16 protein-coding genes are annotated in these 15,715 nt (G+C 74.6%); 10 read left to right on the forward strand and 6 right to left on the reverse strand.

The window, feature by feature from the left end:
* Positions 1-18 precede the first annotated feature (18 nt).
* From paaN to HUT16_RS18610, 3 genes are all read right to left on the reverse strand, one after another.
* Positions 19-1,713 carry a phenylacetic acid degradation protein PaaN gene (gene paaN, locus HUT16_RS18600; protein ID WP_176189267.1) on the reverse strand — a complete coding sequence of 565 codons (1,695 nt, stop codon included), beginning with the start codon at positions 1,711-1,713 and terminating at the stop codon, positions 19-21.
* Positions 1,714-1,812: 99 nt separating this feature from the next.
* Positions 1,813-2,580: a hypothetical protein gene (locus tag HUT16_RS18605; RefSeq protein ID WP_176189268.1), complete on the reverse strand. Its 768-nt coding sequence runs from the start codon at positions 2,578-2,580 to the stop codon at positions 1,813-1,815.
* A gap of 106 nt (positions 2,581-2,686) precedes the next feature.
* Positions 2,687-3,952 carry a glycosyltransferase family 39 protein gene (locus HUT16_RS18610; protein ID WP_176189269.1) on the reverse strand — a complete coding sequence of 422 codons (1,266 nt, stop codon included), beginning with the start codon at positions 3,950-3,952 and terminating at the stop codon, positions 2,687-2,689.
* A 149-nt stretch (positions 3,953-4,101) separates the two neighbouring features.
* Between HUT16_RS18610 and HUT16_RS18615 the strand changes: the two genes are divergently transcribed.
* Genes HUT16_RS18615 through HUT16_RS18625 form a run of 3 tightly spaced genes read left to right on the forward strand, consistent with a single transcriptional unit; the run spans position 4,102 to position 6,268 of the window.
* The gene (locus tag HUT16_RS18615; RefSeq protein ID WP_176189270.1) at positions 4,102-5,109 is read left to right on the forward strand and encodes a glycosyltransferase family 2 protein; all 1,008 of its coding nucleotides are present in this window, start codon (positions 4,102-4,104) and stop codon (positions 5,107-5,109) included.
* 47 nt (positions 5,110-5,156) lie between these two features.
* Entirely contained in the window at positions 5,157-5,741 is a 585-nt protein-coding gene (locus tag HUT16_RS18620; RefSeq protein WP_176189271.1) for a TetR/AcrR family transcriptional regulator, read from the forward strand.
* Positions 5,738-6,268, forward strand: a complete 531-nt coding sequence (locus tag HUT16_RS18625) for a hypothetical protein (protein WP_176189272.1) — start codon at positions 5,738-5,740, stop codon at positions 6,266-6,268. Before HUT16_RS18620 ends, HUT16_RS18625 begins: the two co-directional genes overlap by 4 nt.
* 44 nt (positions 6,269-6,312) lie before the next feature.
* Here HUT16_RS18625 and HUT16_RS18630 read toward each other — a convergent pair whose 3' ends face one another.
* The gene (locus tag HUT16_RS18630) at positions 6,313-6,780 is read right to left on the reverse strand and encodes an Lrp/AsnC family transcriptional regulator (protein ID WP_176189273.1); all 468 of its coding nucleotides are present in this window, start codon (positions 6,778-6,780) and stop codon (positions 6,313-6,315) included.
* Positions 6,781-6,917: 137 nt separating this feature from the next.
* On the opposite strand from HUT16_RS18630, the gene pdhA reads away from it, so the two are divergent.
* From pdhA to HUT16_RS18650, 4 genes are all read left to right on the forward strand, one after another.
* Positions 6,918-8,075 (forward strand): pyruvate dehydrogenase (acetyl-transferring) E1 component subunit alpha, encoded by a 1,158-nt coding sequence (gene pdhA / locus HUT16_RS18635; RefSeq protein ID WP_254897866.1) that lies wholly within the window; start codon positions 6,918-6,920, stop codon positions 8,073-8,075.
* The gene (locus HUT16_RS18640; RefSeq protein ID WP_176189274.1) at positions 8,072-9,079 is read left to right on the forward strand and encodes an alpha-ketoacid dehydrogenase subunit beta; all 1,008 of its coding nucleotides are present in this window, start codon (positions 8,072-8,074) and stop codon (positions 9,077-9,079) included. Before pdhA ends, HUT16_RS18640 begins: the two co-directional genes overlap by 4 nt.
* A gap of 5 nt (positions 9,080-9,084) precedes the next feature.
* Positions 9,085-10,413, forward strand: coding sequence for a dihydrolipoamide acetyltransferase family protein (locus HUT16_RS18645; protein WP_176192746.1), 1,329 nt, complete (start codon positions 9,085-9,087; stop codon positions 10,411-10,413).
* 443 nt (positions 10,414-10,856) lie between these two features.
* Positions 10,857-12,311 carry a globin domain-containing protein gene (locus tag HUT16_RS18650; RefSeq protein ID WP_176189275.1) on the forward strand — a complete coding sequence of 485 codons (1,455 nt, stop codon included), beginning with the start codon at positions 10,857-10,859 and terminating at the stop codon, positions 12,309-12,311.
* 13 nt (positions 12,312-12,324) lie between these two features.
* Here HUT16_RS18650 and HUT16_RS18655 read toward each other — a convergent pair whose 3' ends face one another.
* A complete protein-coding gene (locus HUT16_RS18655) occupies positions 12,325-12,852 on the reverse strand; it encodes an NUDIX domain-containing protein (RefSeq protein ID WP_176189276.1) in 528 nt (175 codons plus the stop codon).
* Between the two features lie 357 nt (positions 12,853-13,209).
* Here HUT16_RS18655 and HUT16_RS18660 point away from each other — a divergent pair, with 357 nt between their 5' ends.
* Positions 13,210-14,142 (forward strand): IclR family transcriptional regulator, encoded by a 933-nt coding sequence (locus tag HUT16_RS18660; RefSeq protein ID WP_368662695.1) that lies wholly within the window; start codon positions 13,210-13,212, stop codon positions 14,140-14,142.
* 260 nt (positions 14,143-14,402) lie between these two features.
* Positions 14,403-14,831, forward strand: a complete 429-nt coding sequence (locus HUT16_RS18665; RefSeq protein WP_176189277.1) for an SsgA family sporulation/cell division regulator — start codon at positions 14,403-14,405, stop codon at positions 14,829-14,831.
* 91 nt (positions 14,832-14,922) lie between these two features.
* Here the strand turns inward: HUT16_RS18665 and HUT16_RS18670 are convergent, their stop codons facing one another.
* Entirely contained in the window at positions 14,923-15,303 is a 381-nt protein-coding gene (locus HUT16_RS18670) for a phage holin family protein (RefSeq protein ID WP_176189278.1), read from the reverse strand.
* A 93-nt stretch (positions 15,304-15,396) separates the two neighbouring features.
* On the opposite strand from HUT16_RS18670, the gene HUT16_RS18675 reads away from it, so the two are divergent.
* Positions 15,397-15,714 (forward strand): cupin domain-containing protein, encoded by a 318-nt coding sequence (locus tag HUT16_RS18675; RefSeq protein WP_176189279.1) that lies wholly within the window; start codon positions 15,397-15,399, stop codon positions 15,712-15,714.
* Position 15,715 lies beyond the last annotated feature (1 nt).

Here is a 15,715-nt window from a genome sequence, read left to right on the forward strand (position 1 = left end):
GCCCGGGGCCGCCGGTCGCTACTTGCGGATCTCGACGGTGCGGAAGCGGCCGGCCACGAACGCGGCGTCGCAGTACGCCGCGTTGGCGGCCGGGTTGGCGCCGGTGCCGTGCAGGTCGGAGAAGGCCGCGGTCTGGTTGACGTAGACCCCGCCGGTCAGGTTGAGCGAGAGCGAGACCCCGGCGTCCAGGCAGGCTTCGACCAGGGCGGACTCGACCGCCGGGTCGGTGGTGTAGGCGCCGGCGGTCATCGCGCCGTGCTCGGCGGTGGTGCGGCGCAGCAACTCGACGGCGGCGGCGGTGGACTCGACGGCGACCGCGAAGGCGACCGGGCCGAAGCACTCGGTCAGGAAGCGGGAGCGGTCGTCCGGCTTGTCGGCGTCGGCCTTCACCAGCGCGGGGGTGCGGATGGTCGCGCCCGGGAACTCGGCGGAGGCCACCACCCGCGGGGCGAGGGCGAGTTCGCCCAGCTCGCCGCCGGCCGCGGCGGCGCTGCGGGCCAGCACGCCCGGGTTGACCACGGCGCCCAGGATCGCGGCGGCCCGGGCGTCGTCGCCGAGCAGCCCCTCGACGGCGGCCGCCAGGTCGGCGACCACCTGGTCGTAGGAGCGCTCGCCGTCCTCGGTGCGGATGCCGGTGCGCGGGATCAGCAGGTTCTGCGGGGTGGTGCACATCTGGCCGCTGTACAGGCTGAGCGAGAACGCCAGGTTGTCCAGCATGCCGCGGTAGTCGTCGGTGGAGTCGAGGACGACGGTGTTGACGCCGGCCTTCTCGGTGTACACCAGGGCCTGCCGGGCGTTGTCCTCCAGCCAGTCGCCGAAGCCGGTGGAGCCGGTGTAGTCGATCAGCCGCACCTCGGGCCGCAGCGCCAGCACCTTGGCGATCGCCGAGCCCTCGTGCTCGGCGGCCAGGCAGACCAGGTCCGGGTCGAACCCGGCCTCGGCGAGCACCTCGCGGGCGATCCGCACGGTCAGCGCCAGCGGCAGCACCGCGCGCGGGTGCGGCTTGACCAGCACGCCGTTGCCGGTGGCCAGCGAGGCGAACAGGCCCGGGTAGCCGTTCCAGGTCGGGAAGGTGTTGCAGCCGACCAGCAGCGCGGTGCCGCGCGGGACGGCGGTGAACTCCTTGGTCATCACCAGGGGTTCGCGCTTGCCCTGGGGCTTGGTCCAGCGGGCCGAGCGGGGCAGCCTGGTCTGCTCGGCGTACGCGTACGCCACCGCCTCCAGGCCGCGGTCCTGCGCGTGCGGGCCGCCCGCCTGGAACGCCATGCCGTACGCCTGGCCGGTGGTGTGCATCACCGCCTGCGCGAACTCGTGCGAGCGGGCGTTGATCCGGGCCAGCACCTCCAGGCAGACCGCGGCCCGCTCGGCCGGGGTGGCCCTGGCCCAGCCGGGCCGGGCCGCCTCCAGCGCGGCCAGCAGCGCGTCCGGCTCGGCGTGCGGGTAGCTGACGCCCAGTTCGACGCCGTACGGGCTCGCCTCGCCGGTCACCGGCTCGCCGCCGCCGGGGTGGCCGGGCAGCTCGAACTCCCGGCCCAGCAGGGCGTCGAAGGCGGCCTTGCCGTCGGCGGCGGCGCCCTCCCCGTACGCCTTGGGGAACTCCGGGTACGGGGACCAGTGGTCGCGGTCGGCGATCGCGGCCAGCGCGCGGTCCAGGGTCTCCTGGTGGCGGGCGAGCAGTTCGGCGACCGGCAGGGCGGGGGTCGCAGCGGCCATGGTGCGCTCCTCACGGGGGCGGGGCGGGACGCTCCTCAGCGTAACCGAACGATCGGTCGGTGCAAGGGGCCCCGCCCCTTCCGTTCCGGGGGCGCCGGGTCAGCGCTGGAAGACCTGGTTCGCGGCAGGGGCGGCGGCCTGCACCGGCTTGTCGAAGTCGCCGAGCTTGACGACCATGTCGCCGGTGCCGGTCTCGGTGACCAGCAGCCGAGGCTCGCCCTCGGCAGCGATGTCGTAGCGCACCGGCTTGCCGAAGTCGTCGGTCATGGTGAGGACGACCGCAGGAGCCCCGTCCACCTGCTTGCTGCCGCCCTTGGCGACGCCGTCGACCGGGTTGCCGTCGGTGTGCAGACCGACCCGCTTCTCCAACTGCACGCCCAGGTCGCAGAAGTAGGCCTTGTCCTTCGTCGTGTTCCCGCTGGTGATCCACTTCCCGGCGGCCCCGGCGGGGGCACCGGTGAAGAGGTTCTTCAGATAGTCGGCGTCCGGCTTGAGCCACACGTCGGTGCCGACGCGGACGATCTCCGCCGCGCCCTGGCCCTTGATGCTGAACGTGCCGTGGCAACTGCCGTCGCCGCCCTCGGTGAACGTGCCGTCGAACGCCCCGCCGGGGTACCCGGGCACGGTGATGGTCATGGTGACGCTCTTCAGTTTCTCGCCCGCGTCCCGGGACTTCTGCGCGATCTCCGCCGCCGTCAGGTCCGCCAGGGCGGGCGCGGTGGGGGACGGGGAGGCGGCGGGGACGGAGGCGGCGGCCGGGGCGGAGGGCGCCGCGTCCTTCGAGCCGCCGCCCGAACCGCAGGCGGTCAGGGCGCAGAGGGCGGCGGCGGACAGGGCGGCGGCTGCCAGCGGGCGGGCGGTGCGCATCGGGTGCGTCCTCGGTTCGTACGGGATTCGGACGCGCGAGTGTGGCAGTGCGCGGGGCGGACCCCGCGCACCGGAGGGCTGATCTTTACCCGGGCTTGACCGGGCTTTACGGAATTCCCAGCTCGAACAGGACGTAGCCGGCGTACCAGCCGGAGGCCGCGGCGATGGTGCCCAGGGTGACGGCCAGCGAGGCGCGGGAGAGGCGCTTGAGGGCGACGGCGATCGGGAGGAAGAGCGGGAAGCAGGGCAGCAGGTAGCGGGAGGTGTTGCCGAAGATCTGCTGGCTGCCCAGGACCAGCACGATGGTGACGCAGGTGTAGACGACCAGGAAGGCCGGCACCCGCATCCGGACCATCAGGAAGAGCAGGATCGGCAGGCTGAACACCAGGAACAGCGCGATCATGTCCTCGGTGGGGTAGCCGAAGATGTAGTCGTGGTGGCCGAGCAGCAGGTTCTGCAGCACGTTGCCGGTGTGCGCGCCCCAGTCGAAGTAGTGCAGCCAGCCGCCGCGCTGCAGGTCGAAGTAGGCGGTCCAGCTGCCCATCCGCCAACTCGCCCACGCGATGTAGCCGATGAAGCCGAGCGGGGCGATCACCATCGCGGCCAGCGGGCCGAGCACGCCGTCCTTGCGCTGCCACAGCGCGATCAGCGCGGCCACGCCGACCGCCGCGGCCAGGGCGGCGGAGGTCGGCCGGTTCAGCCCGGCGACGAAGGTGGTGACGCCGGCGGCCAGCCAGTTGCGGGTCATCACGAAGTAGCAGGCCCAGGAGGCGAGGGCGACGAACAGCGAGTCCGAGTAGACCGCCCACTCGACGCCGGAGCCGGGGAACAGGCCCCAGACGCCGGCCGCGATCACCGCCGCCCGGTGGCCCGCGATCAGCTTGGCCACCGCGTAGATGCCGGCCGCGGCGACGAACGAGGTCACCACCGAGACCAGGATGCCCGCGCCCAGCGTGTTCAGGCCGGTCACCGCGGAGACCATCTTGATCAGGCCCGGGTAGAGGGGGAAGAACGCGACCGAGTTCTGCTCGATCGTCCACGGCCCGGAGGTGGAGGGCAGCAGCTTCGGGTCGTAGCCGTTCTGCGCGACCTGCTGGTACCACCAGCCGTCCCAGCCGCCGACCACGTCCCAGACGTGCTTGCCGCCGCCGAACCTGGGCGTCTTGGTCAGGTACTCGCCCGACCAGGACAGCAGCCACGCGAAGACCGCGAACGCGATCAGCCGGACCGCCCCGAACACCGCCAGGGCCGGGCCGTACTCCCGCGCCGCGCGGCGCAGCCACTCGCGCGGGCTCAGCGCCGCGGGGACCTCGTCCGCGGGCGGATCGGGTCGTTCGACCAGTTCGGTGTCGGGGCTCGCTGCCATCGCCATCAGGTCCTGTCTGGGTTCTCGGGCCCCGCCGGGCCGCCAGGATGCTCGGGCGAGCCTACGGCACGTTCACCTGGTCTGTACCTGACCGGACGGTGCGTGGTTACACTCCCCACCATCGGACGGACTCACCCACCCGGCTGGAGAGACTGATGAGTGCAGCGGCACAAGCAGGCGTTCTGCTGTCGGTGGTCGTCCCCATGTACAACGAGGAGGACGCGCTGCCGGCCTTCGCGGCCCGGATGCGCCCGGTGCTGGACGGGCTCGGCGCCCGCTACGAGGTGGTCGCCGTGGACGACGGCAGCGCCGACAAGACCGCCGCCCTGCTGCGCGACCTGGCCGCCGACTGGCCCGAGCTGCGGATGGTCCGGCTGCGCCGCAACAGCGGCCACCAGGCCGCGCTGACCGCCGGCCTCGACCACGCCGTCGGCGACTACGTGGCCAGCATCGACGCCGACCTGCAGGACCCGCCGGAGAAGATCCCGGAGATGCTGGAGCTGGCCCGCGCCGAGGAGCTGGACATCGTCTACGGGGTGCGCGAGGACCGCTCCACCGACACCGGCTTCAAGCGCTGGACGGCCGGCGGCTACTACTGGCTGATCCGCCGCCTGGTGGGGCGGCAGGTGCCGTCCAACGCCGGGGACTTCCGGCTGCTCAGCCGGGAGGCCGTCGAGGCGCTCAGGGAACTGCCCGACCAGCAGCGGGTCTACCGGCTGCTGGTGCCCTGGCTGGGCTTCCCCAGCGGCGAGGTGCGCTACGTCCGCGAGGAGCGGGTGGCCGGGACCACCAAGTACCCGCTGACCAAGATGGTCCGGCTCGCCCTGGACAGCATCACCGGCTTCTCCGCCGCCCCGCTGCGGCTGGCCACCTGGCTCGGCACCGTCGCCTTCTTCACCTGCCTGCTGCTGCTGGCCTTCTGCCTGGCGGTCTACCTGTTCGGCGCCACCGTGCCCGGCTGGACCTCGCTCTTCGTCGGCCTGCTGTTCATCGGCGGGGTGCAGCTGATCTGCGTCGGCCTGCTCGGCGAGTACGTCGCCCGGATCTACACCTCGGTGCAGCGCCGCCCCGCCTACTTCGTCGCCGAGGACACCGCCCGGCCGGCCGGGCGGCGGGCCGGGACGGCGGCCGAGCGGGTGTCCGGGCAGGCGTCCCGGGCCTGAGGCCACCCCCCGGGGCGGTCCGGCACCGGCCCGGGGATACTCGTCGCATGGCCGACCACCCCACGCGCGCCGCCTACACCGTCGACTCGCTGCTCGCCGTCACCGTGCGGGTCTTCAACGAACGCGGCTACGACGGCACTTCGATGGAGGACCTGTCCAGGGCCGCCGGGATCTCCAAGTCCTCGATCTACCACCACGTGCGCGGCAAGGAGGAGCTGCTGCGGCTCGCGGTCGGCCGGGCGCTGGACGCGCTGTTCGCGATCCTCGACGAGCCGTCCGCCGTCCGCGGCCGCCCGGTGGACCGGCTGGAGCACGTGGTGCGCCGCACCGCCGAGGTGCTGCTGGCCGAACTGCCCTACGTGACGCTGCTGCTGCGGGTGCGCGGCAACACCGCCACCGAGCAGTGGGCGCTGGAGCGGCGCCGCGACTTCGACCACCGGGTCGCCGAGCTCGTCCAGGACGCCGTCGACGCCGGGCAGCTGCGCGCCGACGTCGAACCCCGGCTGGCCACCCGGCTGCTGTTCGGCACCGTCAACTCGCTGGTGGAGTGGTACCGGCCCGGCCAGCGCGGCGCCGAGGGCCTGCCCGACGCGGTGGCCCGGTTCGCCTTCGACGGCCTGCGCGCCGGGTGAGCGTCCACCGGCCGGGGGAGCTGGAGGCGCTGCGCGCGCTGCTGGACGACTGGACCTCCCACCGGAACTTCGACCTGGTGGTGGAGATCGGCGAGGACCGCGGCCTCGACCACGGCCGGCTCTGCTGGGACGCGCTGGAACGCCGGCCGGAGCCGCTGGTGCACGGACCCGCCGCCTGCCGCTGCCGCCGGGGCCACCGCGGCCCGCGCGACGCCCGGCAGCTGCACGAGCGGCTGGGGGTCCGCGTCCCGGCGGCGGACGCGGCCGAGTGGATGGCGCGCACGCTCGGGCAGAGCCTGGTGTTCCGCACGTTCACGTCCGTCGCGGAGGCCCGGGTGCTGGCCGAACCGCTGGCCGAGCTGCTCGGCCCGGACGCCGACTGGCGGGCCAACGGCCACCTCGCGCACCCGCCGCCCGACGGCCGCGGCGCCGGCTGGTGGCCGGTCACCGTGTGCACCTTCGACGCGGCACTGGTCGGCGTCGGGGACGGCCGCACGGTGGTGGCCGTCTCCACCGGCGAGGACTGAGCGGCTCCCCGCCGGTGACGGCCCGCCGCGCCCGCCACGGCCCGCTACAGGCCGTCCGGCGGGATCTGGTCGGTCTCCTCGAACACCAGCATGGTGCGGGTGCTCAGCACCTCCGGGATGGACTGGATGCTGCCCAGCACCAGCTCGCGCAGCGCCCGGTTGTCCTCCGTGTGGACCAGCATCAGCACGTCGTAGTCGCCGCCGACCAGCGCGATGTGCGCCACCCCGGGCAGCCGCAGCAGCTGCTCGCGCACGGTGCGCCAGGAGTTCTGCACGATCCGCAGGGTGACGTACGCGGACGCGGCCTGCCCGGCCCGCTCGTGGTCGACCCGGGCGGTGAAGCCGCGGATCACCCCGTCCTCGACCATCCTGGAGATCCGGGCGTACGCGTTCGCCCGGGACACGTGCACCCGCTCGGCCACCGAGCGGATCGAGGCGCGACCGTCCTGCCGCAGCAGCCGCAGGATCGACCGGTCGACGCGGTCGAGTCTGGACACCTGTTCAGCCGACATGGCCCCCCATCCCTCGCGATTGGACGTGCTGGCCCCAGCAGACCCCCCTTTCGGCCGACTGTCCACCGTCTTGACGGGGATATGGTCAAGATGAACAGACGACCGAACAATCGGTAGGGAGCCCCCACACCCCGGAGGTGCCCGAGATGACCGTCCTGGACCACAGGAACGACCCGGCCGCGGCCGTACCCGGCTGGCGGCCCGGTGCCACCGCGCCCCGCACCGACCCCGCCCCGCTGCTGCCCGACGCCGAGCCGCTGCGCGTCCTGGGCACCCCCGCCGCCGACGCGGCGGACCCCGCGCTGCTGCGCGAGCTGTACCGGCGGCTGGTCGCCGGGCGCCGCTACAACCAGCAGGCCACCACCCTCACCAAGCAGGGCCGGCTGGCCGTCTACCCGGCCTCCACCGGCCAGGAGGCCTGCCAGGTGGCCGCCGCGCTCGCGCTGCGCCCCGACGACTGGCTGTTCCCCTCCTACCGGGACACCCTCGCGGTGGTCGCCCGCGGCGTCGACCCGCTGCAGGCGCTCACCCTGCTGCGCGGCGACGCGCACACCGGCTACGACCCGCGCGCCACCCGCACCGCCCCGCTGTGCACCCCGCTGGCCACCCAGGTCCCGCACGCCGTCGGCCTGGCGCACGCCGCCCGGCTGGCCGGCGACGACACGGTGGCGCTCGCCCTGCTCGGCGACGGCGGCACCAGCGAGGGCGACTTCCACGAGGGCCTGAACTTCGCGGCCGTGCTGCACGCCCCGGTGGTGTTCCTGGTGCAGAACAACGGCTACGCGATCTCCGTCCCGCTGACCCGGCAGTCCGCCGCGCCGACCCTCGCCCACAAGGCGGTCGGCTACGGCATGCCCGGCCGGCTGGTCGACGGCAACGACGCGCTCGCCGTGCACCGGGTGCTCACCGAGGCCGTCGAGCGGGCCCGCACCGGCGGCGGCCCCACCCTGGTCGAGGCGCTCACCTACCGGATCGAGGCGCACACCAACGCCGACGACGCCACCCGCTACCGGCAGGCCGAGGAGGTCGAGGCCTGGCGGGCCCACGACCCGGTCCGGCTGCTGGAGGACGCCCTGCGCGGCCGCGGCCTGCTGGACGAGCAGCTGGTCGCCGACGCCGCCGAGCGGGCCGAGCAGCTGGCCGCCCGGATGCGCGCCGAGTTCCACACCGACCCCGAGCTCGACCCGATGTCGCTGTTCGCGCACGTCTACGCCGAACCCACCCAGCAACTGTGCGAGCAGGCCGGTCAGCTGGCCGCCGAGCTCGCTGCGGAGGCCGAGGTGCACGGCCGATGAGCACCGTGGCAGGAGAGCGCACCGGCCCGCGGACCGGCACCATGGCGCAGGCCCTGAACCTCGCGCTGCGCGACGCGATGCGCGCGGACAAGACGGTGCACGTGCTCGGCGAGGACGTCGGCGCGCTCGGCGGCGTCTTCCGGATCACCGACGGCCTGACCGCCGAGTTCGGCCCCGACCGCTGCCTGGACACCCCGCTGGCCGAGGCCGGCATCCTCGGCACCGCCGTCGGCATGGCCATGTACGGGCTGCGGCCGGTGGTCGAGATGCAGTTCGACGCCTTCGCCTACCCGGCGCTGGAGCAGCTGTTCTCGCACGTCGCCAAGATGCGCAACCGCACCGCCGGGAAGCTCCCGCTGCCGATCACCGTCCGGATCCCGTACGGCGGCGGCATCGGCGGGGTCGAGCACCACAGCGACGCCTCCGAGGCGTACTACGCGGCCACCCCCGGCCTGCACGTGGTCGCCCCCGCGACGGTCGGCGACGCGTACGGGCTGCTGCGCGCGGCGATCGCCTCGGACGACCCGGTGGTGTTCCTGGAGCCCAAGCGGCTGTACTGGGGCAAGGACGGGTGGGACCCGGCCGCCCCCGTCGAGCCGATCGGCCGGGCCGTGCTGCGCCGCCCCGGCACCTCGGCGGTGCTGGTCACCTACGGGCCCTCGCTGCCGGTGTGCCTGGAGGCCGCCGAGGCCGCGAAGGCCGAGGGGTGGGACCTGGCGGTGCTCGACCTGCGCTCGCTGGTGCCGTTCGACGAGGCCACCGCCTGCGCGGTGGTCCGTTCGCTGGGCCGGGCCGTGGTGGTGCACGAGTCGGCCGGCTTCGGCGGGGCCGGGGCGGAGATCGCCGCCCGGCTCACCGAGAAGTGCTTCCACCACCTGGCCGCGCCGGTGCTGCGGGTCACCGGCTTCGACGTCCCGTACCCGCCGCCGATGCTGGAGCACCACCACCTGCCCGGGGTGGACCGGATCCTGGACGCCGTCGCCCGGCTCCAGTGGGAGGAGTGATGGCGGTGGCGGTGGTCCGCGAGTTCACGCTGCCCGACCTCGGTGAGGGGCTCACCGAGGCGGAGGTGGTGCGCTGGATGGTCGAGGTCGGCGAGGTGATCGCCGTCGACCAGCCGGTGGTGGAGGTGGAGACCGCCAAGGCGGTGGTCGAGGTGCCCTGCCCGTACGGCGGGGTGGTGACCGCCCGGTTCGGCGAGGTCGGGCAGGAGGTGCCGGTGGGCGCCCCGCTGGTGACCGTCGCGGTCGCACCCCCGGCGGGGGGCGCCGCGGCGCCCGGGGACGCCCCCGAACCGGCGGTGGAGCGGCCGCTGGTCGGCTACGGGGTCGCCGAGGCCCGGCGGGCCGGGCGGCGCCGGGTGCGGCCGGGGGAGGGCCCCGCGGCGGCGCCCGCGCCGGAACCGGTGCCCGCGCCCGCGCCCGCGCCGGAGCCGGTGCCCGTGCCGGAGCCCGTGCCCGCGCCGGTGGCGGCCGCGCCGGCCGTGGTGGCGGTGATCTCGCCGCTGGTGCGCCGGATCGCCCGGGAGCACGGGCTCGACCTGGCCGCGGTGCCCGGCAGCGGGCCGGACGGGCTGGTCACCCGGCGGGACGTGGAGCGGGCGATCGGGGCGGCCGCCGCCCCGGCGGCGGCCGTTCCACGTGGAACCGGGCCGGAGGGCGAACTCGTGCCGCTGCGCGGGCTGCGCCGGGCGGTCGCCGACAAGCTGACCCGCAGCCACCGGGAGATCCCCGCCGCGACCTGCTGGGTGGACGCCGACGCCACCGGGCTGATGGCGCTGCGCGCCCAGTCGAACCTGGCGCCGGGCCCGAAGCTGAGCGTGCTCGCGCTGCTGGCCCGGATCTGCCTGGCCGGGCTGGAGCGCTTCCCCGAGCTGAACGCGAGCGTCGAGGGCGAGGCGGTGCGCCGGCACCCGTCCGTGCACCTGGGCTTCGCCGCGCAGGGCCCGCGCGGGCTGCTGGTGCCGGTGGTCCGGGACGCCGGGCGGCTGGGCACCGAGCGGCTGGCCGAGGAGATGGCCCGGCTGACCGAGGGCGCCCGGGCGGGCACGCTCGCCCCGGCCGAGCTGACCGGCGGGACGTTCACGCTGAACAACTACGGGGTGTTCGGAGTGGACGGGTCGACGCCGATCCTGAACCACCCGGAGGCGGCGATGCTCGGGGTGGGGCGGATCGTCCCCAAGCCGTGGGTGCACGAGGGCGAGCTGGCGGTCCGCCAGGTCACCCAGCTGTCCTTCACCTTCGACCACCGGGTGTGCGACGGGGGGACGGCGGGCGGGTTCCTGCGCTTCGTCGCGGACTGCGTGGAGCGGCCGGGGATGCTGCTGCGGGCGCTGTAGCGGGCTCCGGGCGGCCTCCGGGTCCTCGCCGGTGCGGGCTCCGGGCCGGGTGCGGTGCGGGTGCGGCCGGTCCGGCGGGCGAGGGTAGCGGGTGGACGGCCCGGGTGTCCGGGGTTCGCCGGATTCTTCGGATGAACTGTTCGGTCGGTGCCAGTGTGCTGGGGCGTCAGCACACTGGTCGACCGGAAGCGAAACGATTTCCTTGAGCACTCGTCAGCTCGTCCTGGAGAGCAGGCCGCCGAAGGCAGGGGTCGGCCGGGGCACCGCGGCCGGCCCCGTGCTGCCCGGTGCCGAAGCCGCTCCCGCCACCCCGTCCGCCCCGGCCGAGCCCGCGGACGAACCTCCGACCGCCGTGGAGCAGCGGGAGCCGTCCGGCCCGGCGGAGCAGCCCTCCGCCGGGCCGGAACCGGCCCCGCCGCCCCGCCGGCCCGCCGGTGCCGCCGGTGCCACTGGGGCTGACCCCGGTGCCGGCCGTCCCGGCGAAGCCGACCTGGGCGCCCGCGGTGCCCCCGGCGGTGCCCGTCGTGTCCGCGCCGGTGCCGTTCGAGCCGGTGTCCGGGACGTCCGCACCGGTGCCGTTCGAGCCGGTGGCGGCGGCGTCCGCGCCGGTGCCGTTCGAGCCGCTGTTCCGGCAGGCCCCGGCGCTGAACTGGGTCGGCCCGGACGACCGTTGGGCCAGGGCCTGGGGGGTTCCGGCGGCCGCCGAGCCGCCGCCCGCGCTGGAGCCGGTGGGCGCGGCCGGACCCGCCGCCGAGCCGCCGAGCGCCGAGGACCTGGTGCTGGCCCGGGCCTGCCTGGCCGCGGTGGCGCCGGACGCGGACCGGGCGATGGCGCACTTCCACGCGCTGATGTTCCTGCGCCACCCGGAGCTGCGGGCGATGTTCCCGGCCGCGATGGACGAGCAGCGCACCCGGCTGTTCCAGGCGCTGCGGCTGTGCGCGGCCCGGGCCGGTGATCCGGCGGAACTGCGGGCCTACCTGGGGCCGTTGGGGCGTCGGCACCGCAAGTACGGGGCGCTGACCCGGCACTACGCCTCGGTGGCGGACTGCCTGGTGGCGGCGCTGGCCAGGTTCGGCGGCAGCGGCTGGGACGAGCGCACCGAGGCGGCCTGGCGCCGGCTGCTGGCGCTGGTGTCCCGGCTGATGGTGGAGGGCGCGGAGGAGGAGGCCCGCTCGGCCCCGCCGTGGTGGCAGGCCGAGGTGGTGGAGCACCGGCAGGCCACCCGGGACGTCGCGGTGCTGACGCTCCGCCCCGACCAGCCGTACCCGTTCCGGGCCGGGCAGTGGGCGGCGGTGGAGACGCCGTGGTGGCCCCGGGTGTGGCGGCCGTACTCGTTCGCCTCGGCGCCGCGGCCGGACGGGCTGCTGACGCTGCACGTGAAGGCGGTGCAGGCGGGCTGGGTGAGCAACGCGCTGGTGCACCGGGCGCGGCCGGGCGACGTGCTGCGCCTCGGCGGTGCGGAGGGCGCGATGACGGTGGACCACGCGGCCGGGCAGGACCTGCTGTGCCTGGGCGGCGGCACCGGGATCGGGCCGGTCGCCGCGCTGGTCGAGGAGGTCGTCGAGCGGGGCGCGGCCGGGCGCCGGGTGGAGGTGTTCTACGGGGCGCGGCGGGCCGCGGAGCTGTACCGGCTGGAGGAGCTGCGCGAACTGGCGTCGCGCCACTCCTGGCTGACGGTCCGTCCGGTGGTGTCGGAGCCGTCCGGCGCGCCGGCCGGGGCGCTGCTGGGGGACCTGCCGGAGGCGGCCGCCCGGTACGCGCCCTGGCACGGCTTCGCGGCGTACCTGAGCGGCCCGGAGGCGATGGTCCGGGCCGCGGCGGGGGTGCTGCGGCGCTGCGGGGTGCCGGACGGGAGCGTCCGGCACGACCTGGCGGCGCGGGAGGAGGGGCGGGGCTGACCCCGGCGGCCGGTCAGCCCAGGTCGGGCGCGAGCAGGGCGCGGACGCCCTCGATGTTGGCGGCGAGGTAGGCACGGAGGCTGGGAGGGACGACGTTGACCGAGGTGACGCCCTCGCGGGTGAACGGGACGCGGACGACGGCGTACTCGCCGTTGGGCTGCTCGACCTCGGGGCCGTGTCGGCGGCTCTCGTCCATCCCGGCGAGCCGGCAGGCGAAGAAGTGCTGCACCTTGACGCCGTGCGGGTGCGCCGGGGTGCCGTCCTCGTGGTGCGAGTGCGCCACGGTGTCGACGAAGGCGGGCACCACGTCGGTGACCTTGCCGCCCAACTCCTCGTCCACCTCGCGGTGCAGGGCGGCGACCACCGTCGGGTCGGTGGGCTCGACGCCGCCGCCGGGGGTGATCCAGTACGGGTGCGGGGAGCCGGGGCGGACCCGGCGGATCAGCACCAGGGAGGCGGGCGCGTGCGGGGCGGCCGGATCGAACTCCAGCAGGATCGCGCGGGCGGTGCGCTTGACGACGGGACGGACCGGGCCCGACATGGCTGTTACCTCCGGGGCACGAGCGTTGTGCGGGATTCTGCCGCGCGGCGGCGGGCGCGAAACTCGCACACGGGGACGAATCGGAGGTACCCGTTCCGCCGTCCGGGTGCACCGGCATGCCCGGGGGTGTCGGGCGGCGGCGATGGGCACATCCGCTGTGGATCTTCGATTCGCTCCGGCGTGCGAGCTGACGCCTGGTAACCTGCCACCCCGATTGGGGCGCATCCTTCGCATTGAAGGTGAATTGCCCGATGTGTACATCATTGTCATTGCAGGGATGCCCGGCCTGTGCTCAAATGTCCGCCTGCCGGACGGATTCGGAGCAGCCTCCTCCGAACGCCAGCCAACGTCCGGGGGATGGGGATGAGCATGCACCGGATCGGGGAGCCCGCAGGGCCGGGGACGGCCTCGGCCGCGGACAGCGGCATACGCGCGCCGCGGGCGCCCACCCTGATCACCTCGGTGCAGCGCGCCCTGCGCCTGCTGGAGGCGGTCGGCTCGCACGCCCACGGCGCCACCGCCAAGCAGCTCGCCCGCTCCGCCGGGCTCCCCCTCGGCACCACCTACCACCTGCTGCGCACCCTCACCCACGAGGGCTACCTGCGGCGCGAGGACGGCCGGTTCCACTACGGCGCGGCGGCCGACCGGATCGGCCACGCCAGTGAGCGGCAGTCCGACCGCACCGACCTGCACCACCGGATGGCGGACCTGCGCGACGAACTCGGCGCCGCCGTCTACTACGCGGTCTACGAGGACGGCGAGGTCCGGGTGGTCGACGTGGCCGCCGGCGCCGGGCAGCCCCGGGTCGAGGAGTGGGCCGACTTCCGCGCCACCGCGCACGCGCACGCCATCGGACTCTGCCTGCTCTCCCAACTCGGCACCGAGGAGCGGCTCGACCACCTCTCCCGCTACCGCCCGACCGCCCTCACCCCGTCCACCTCGGACGGCGTCCGGGCGGTGCTGCGCCGGCTGGAGCGGGTCCGGCCGACCATGCCGGTGCTGGAGCGCCAGGAGTACGCGCTCGGCACGGTCTGCGCGGCGGTGCCGATCACCGTCGGCTCGGTGGTCGCCACCGTGGCCGTCTCGCTCCCGCTGGAGCAGGGCGAGCGGCTCGGCCCCGTCGCGGCCCGGCTGCGCTCGCTGGTCGGGGCGATGTTCCCGGTCTTCCCGGCGGTTCCGGCGGTCGCGGCGGCCCCGTCGGTCACGGCGGCCCCGGCGGTCGCGGCCTCCGGGAAGGCCCCGGTGCTCACGGGGTGCGGGGAGGTGGTCGGGCCAGGGGCCGTGCGGTGATTCCGTGTGGTGTTCGTTCACCATTTGAAAAAGCGAACCTTGTCCGCATCGGCGGCAAACGTGGACGATGAGGTTCGAACGGGGAATCAGGGGACAAAGCCCCCATCGATGCAGCCACCCGTCCGCAGGTACCCGCACGACCTGACGGGCCAGCCCCCACCGGGGTGCCGTTCCAGCACAGCGAACGAGATCGAACCGACGTGCCCGCCCACCGCTCGACCCTCGGCGCACCGGGCGGGCAGAACGAGAGGTACTGGCGCATGCACAGCACGGTCCAAGCCCGGATGGCGATGCACCTCGTGGTGTCGAGCGAGCTGTCCTTCCGCATCGTGGTCGACCTGGACTACGACGGCGACGACCCGTTCGCCGTCCGCTCCACCTTCCACCTGCCCGGTGACGAGCCCGTCACCTGGGTCTTCGCCCGCGAACTCCTGGTCGACGGGATCAGCCGCCCCACCGGCGAGGGCGACGTGCACATCCACCCCGTCGGCGACGACCTCGACGAGGTCTGCATCGTGCTGCGCTCCCCCCAGGGGGACGCACTGATGCGCGCGGCCGCACCGCCGCTGCTCGCCTTCCTGGCCCGGACCGACCGGCTGGTGCCGATGGGCCAGGAGCTGTCCGGCGGGGAGCTGGACGAGGAGCTCGCCTCGATCCTCTCCACCACCGGGCACGAGAACGCGGGCTGACCCCGGGTGCGTTCCGGGGTCGGCCCGCGCGACTGACCGGTCGTCGGACGGGGTCCCTCAGGGCGGGTCTCCGCGACCGTCCGCCGACCGGTCAGTCGTCACCGAACGCGAGGTTGAGGCCCCAGGACACCACGCTGATGATCAGCGCGCCGAGCAGCGCCGACCAGAAGCCCTCCACGTGGAAGTCCAGGTTCAGCTTGTCCGAGGCCCAGGAGGTCAGCCACAGCATCAGGGCGTTGATCACGAAGGTGACCAGGCCCAGCGTGAGGATGAACAGCGGCAGCGAGAACAGCTTCACCACCGGCTTGATCAGGAAGTTGATCAGGCCGAAGACCAGGGCGACCCCGATCACGGTGAGCGTCTGGTGCTGCCAGTCCGAATCGTCGTCCGTGAGCGTGATCCCGGTGACGATCCAGGCGGCGACCCAGATCGCCGCCGCGTTGATGAGCGTTTTGATCACGAAATTCTTCATGCAGCGGATGGTGGCAGGCCCGGACGGGTGGGCGGAAGCTCTCCGGGTCGGTGTTGTTGAATGGGGCCGGACCGGGAGAGGAGCCGAGCCCCGATGAAGCTGTTCCGGCTGGACGAACTCGACGCCGAGCGCGCCGCGGGCGACGGCGCGTACCTGCGCTTCCTGAAGCAGCCGACGATGTCCGCCGGCCTGTACGCGCTCTCCCCCGGCGACGCCGACCCGCAGACCCCGCACGCCCAGGACGAGATCTACCTGGTGGTCAGCGGCCGGGCCGAGCTGACCGTGGGCCGGGAGACCGCCGCGGTCGGGCGCGGCAGCGTGGTGTTCGTCCCCGCCGGGACGGAGCACCGCTTCCACCACATCACCGAGGAACTGCGGGTGCTCGTGGTCTTCTCCCCGCCGGAGGACTGAC

Origin of the sequence: Kitasatospora sp. NA04385 (genome assembly GCF_013364235.1) — a bacterium.
GTDB lineage: Bacteria > Actinomycetota > Actinomycetes > Streptomycetales > Streptomycetaceae > Kitasatospora.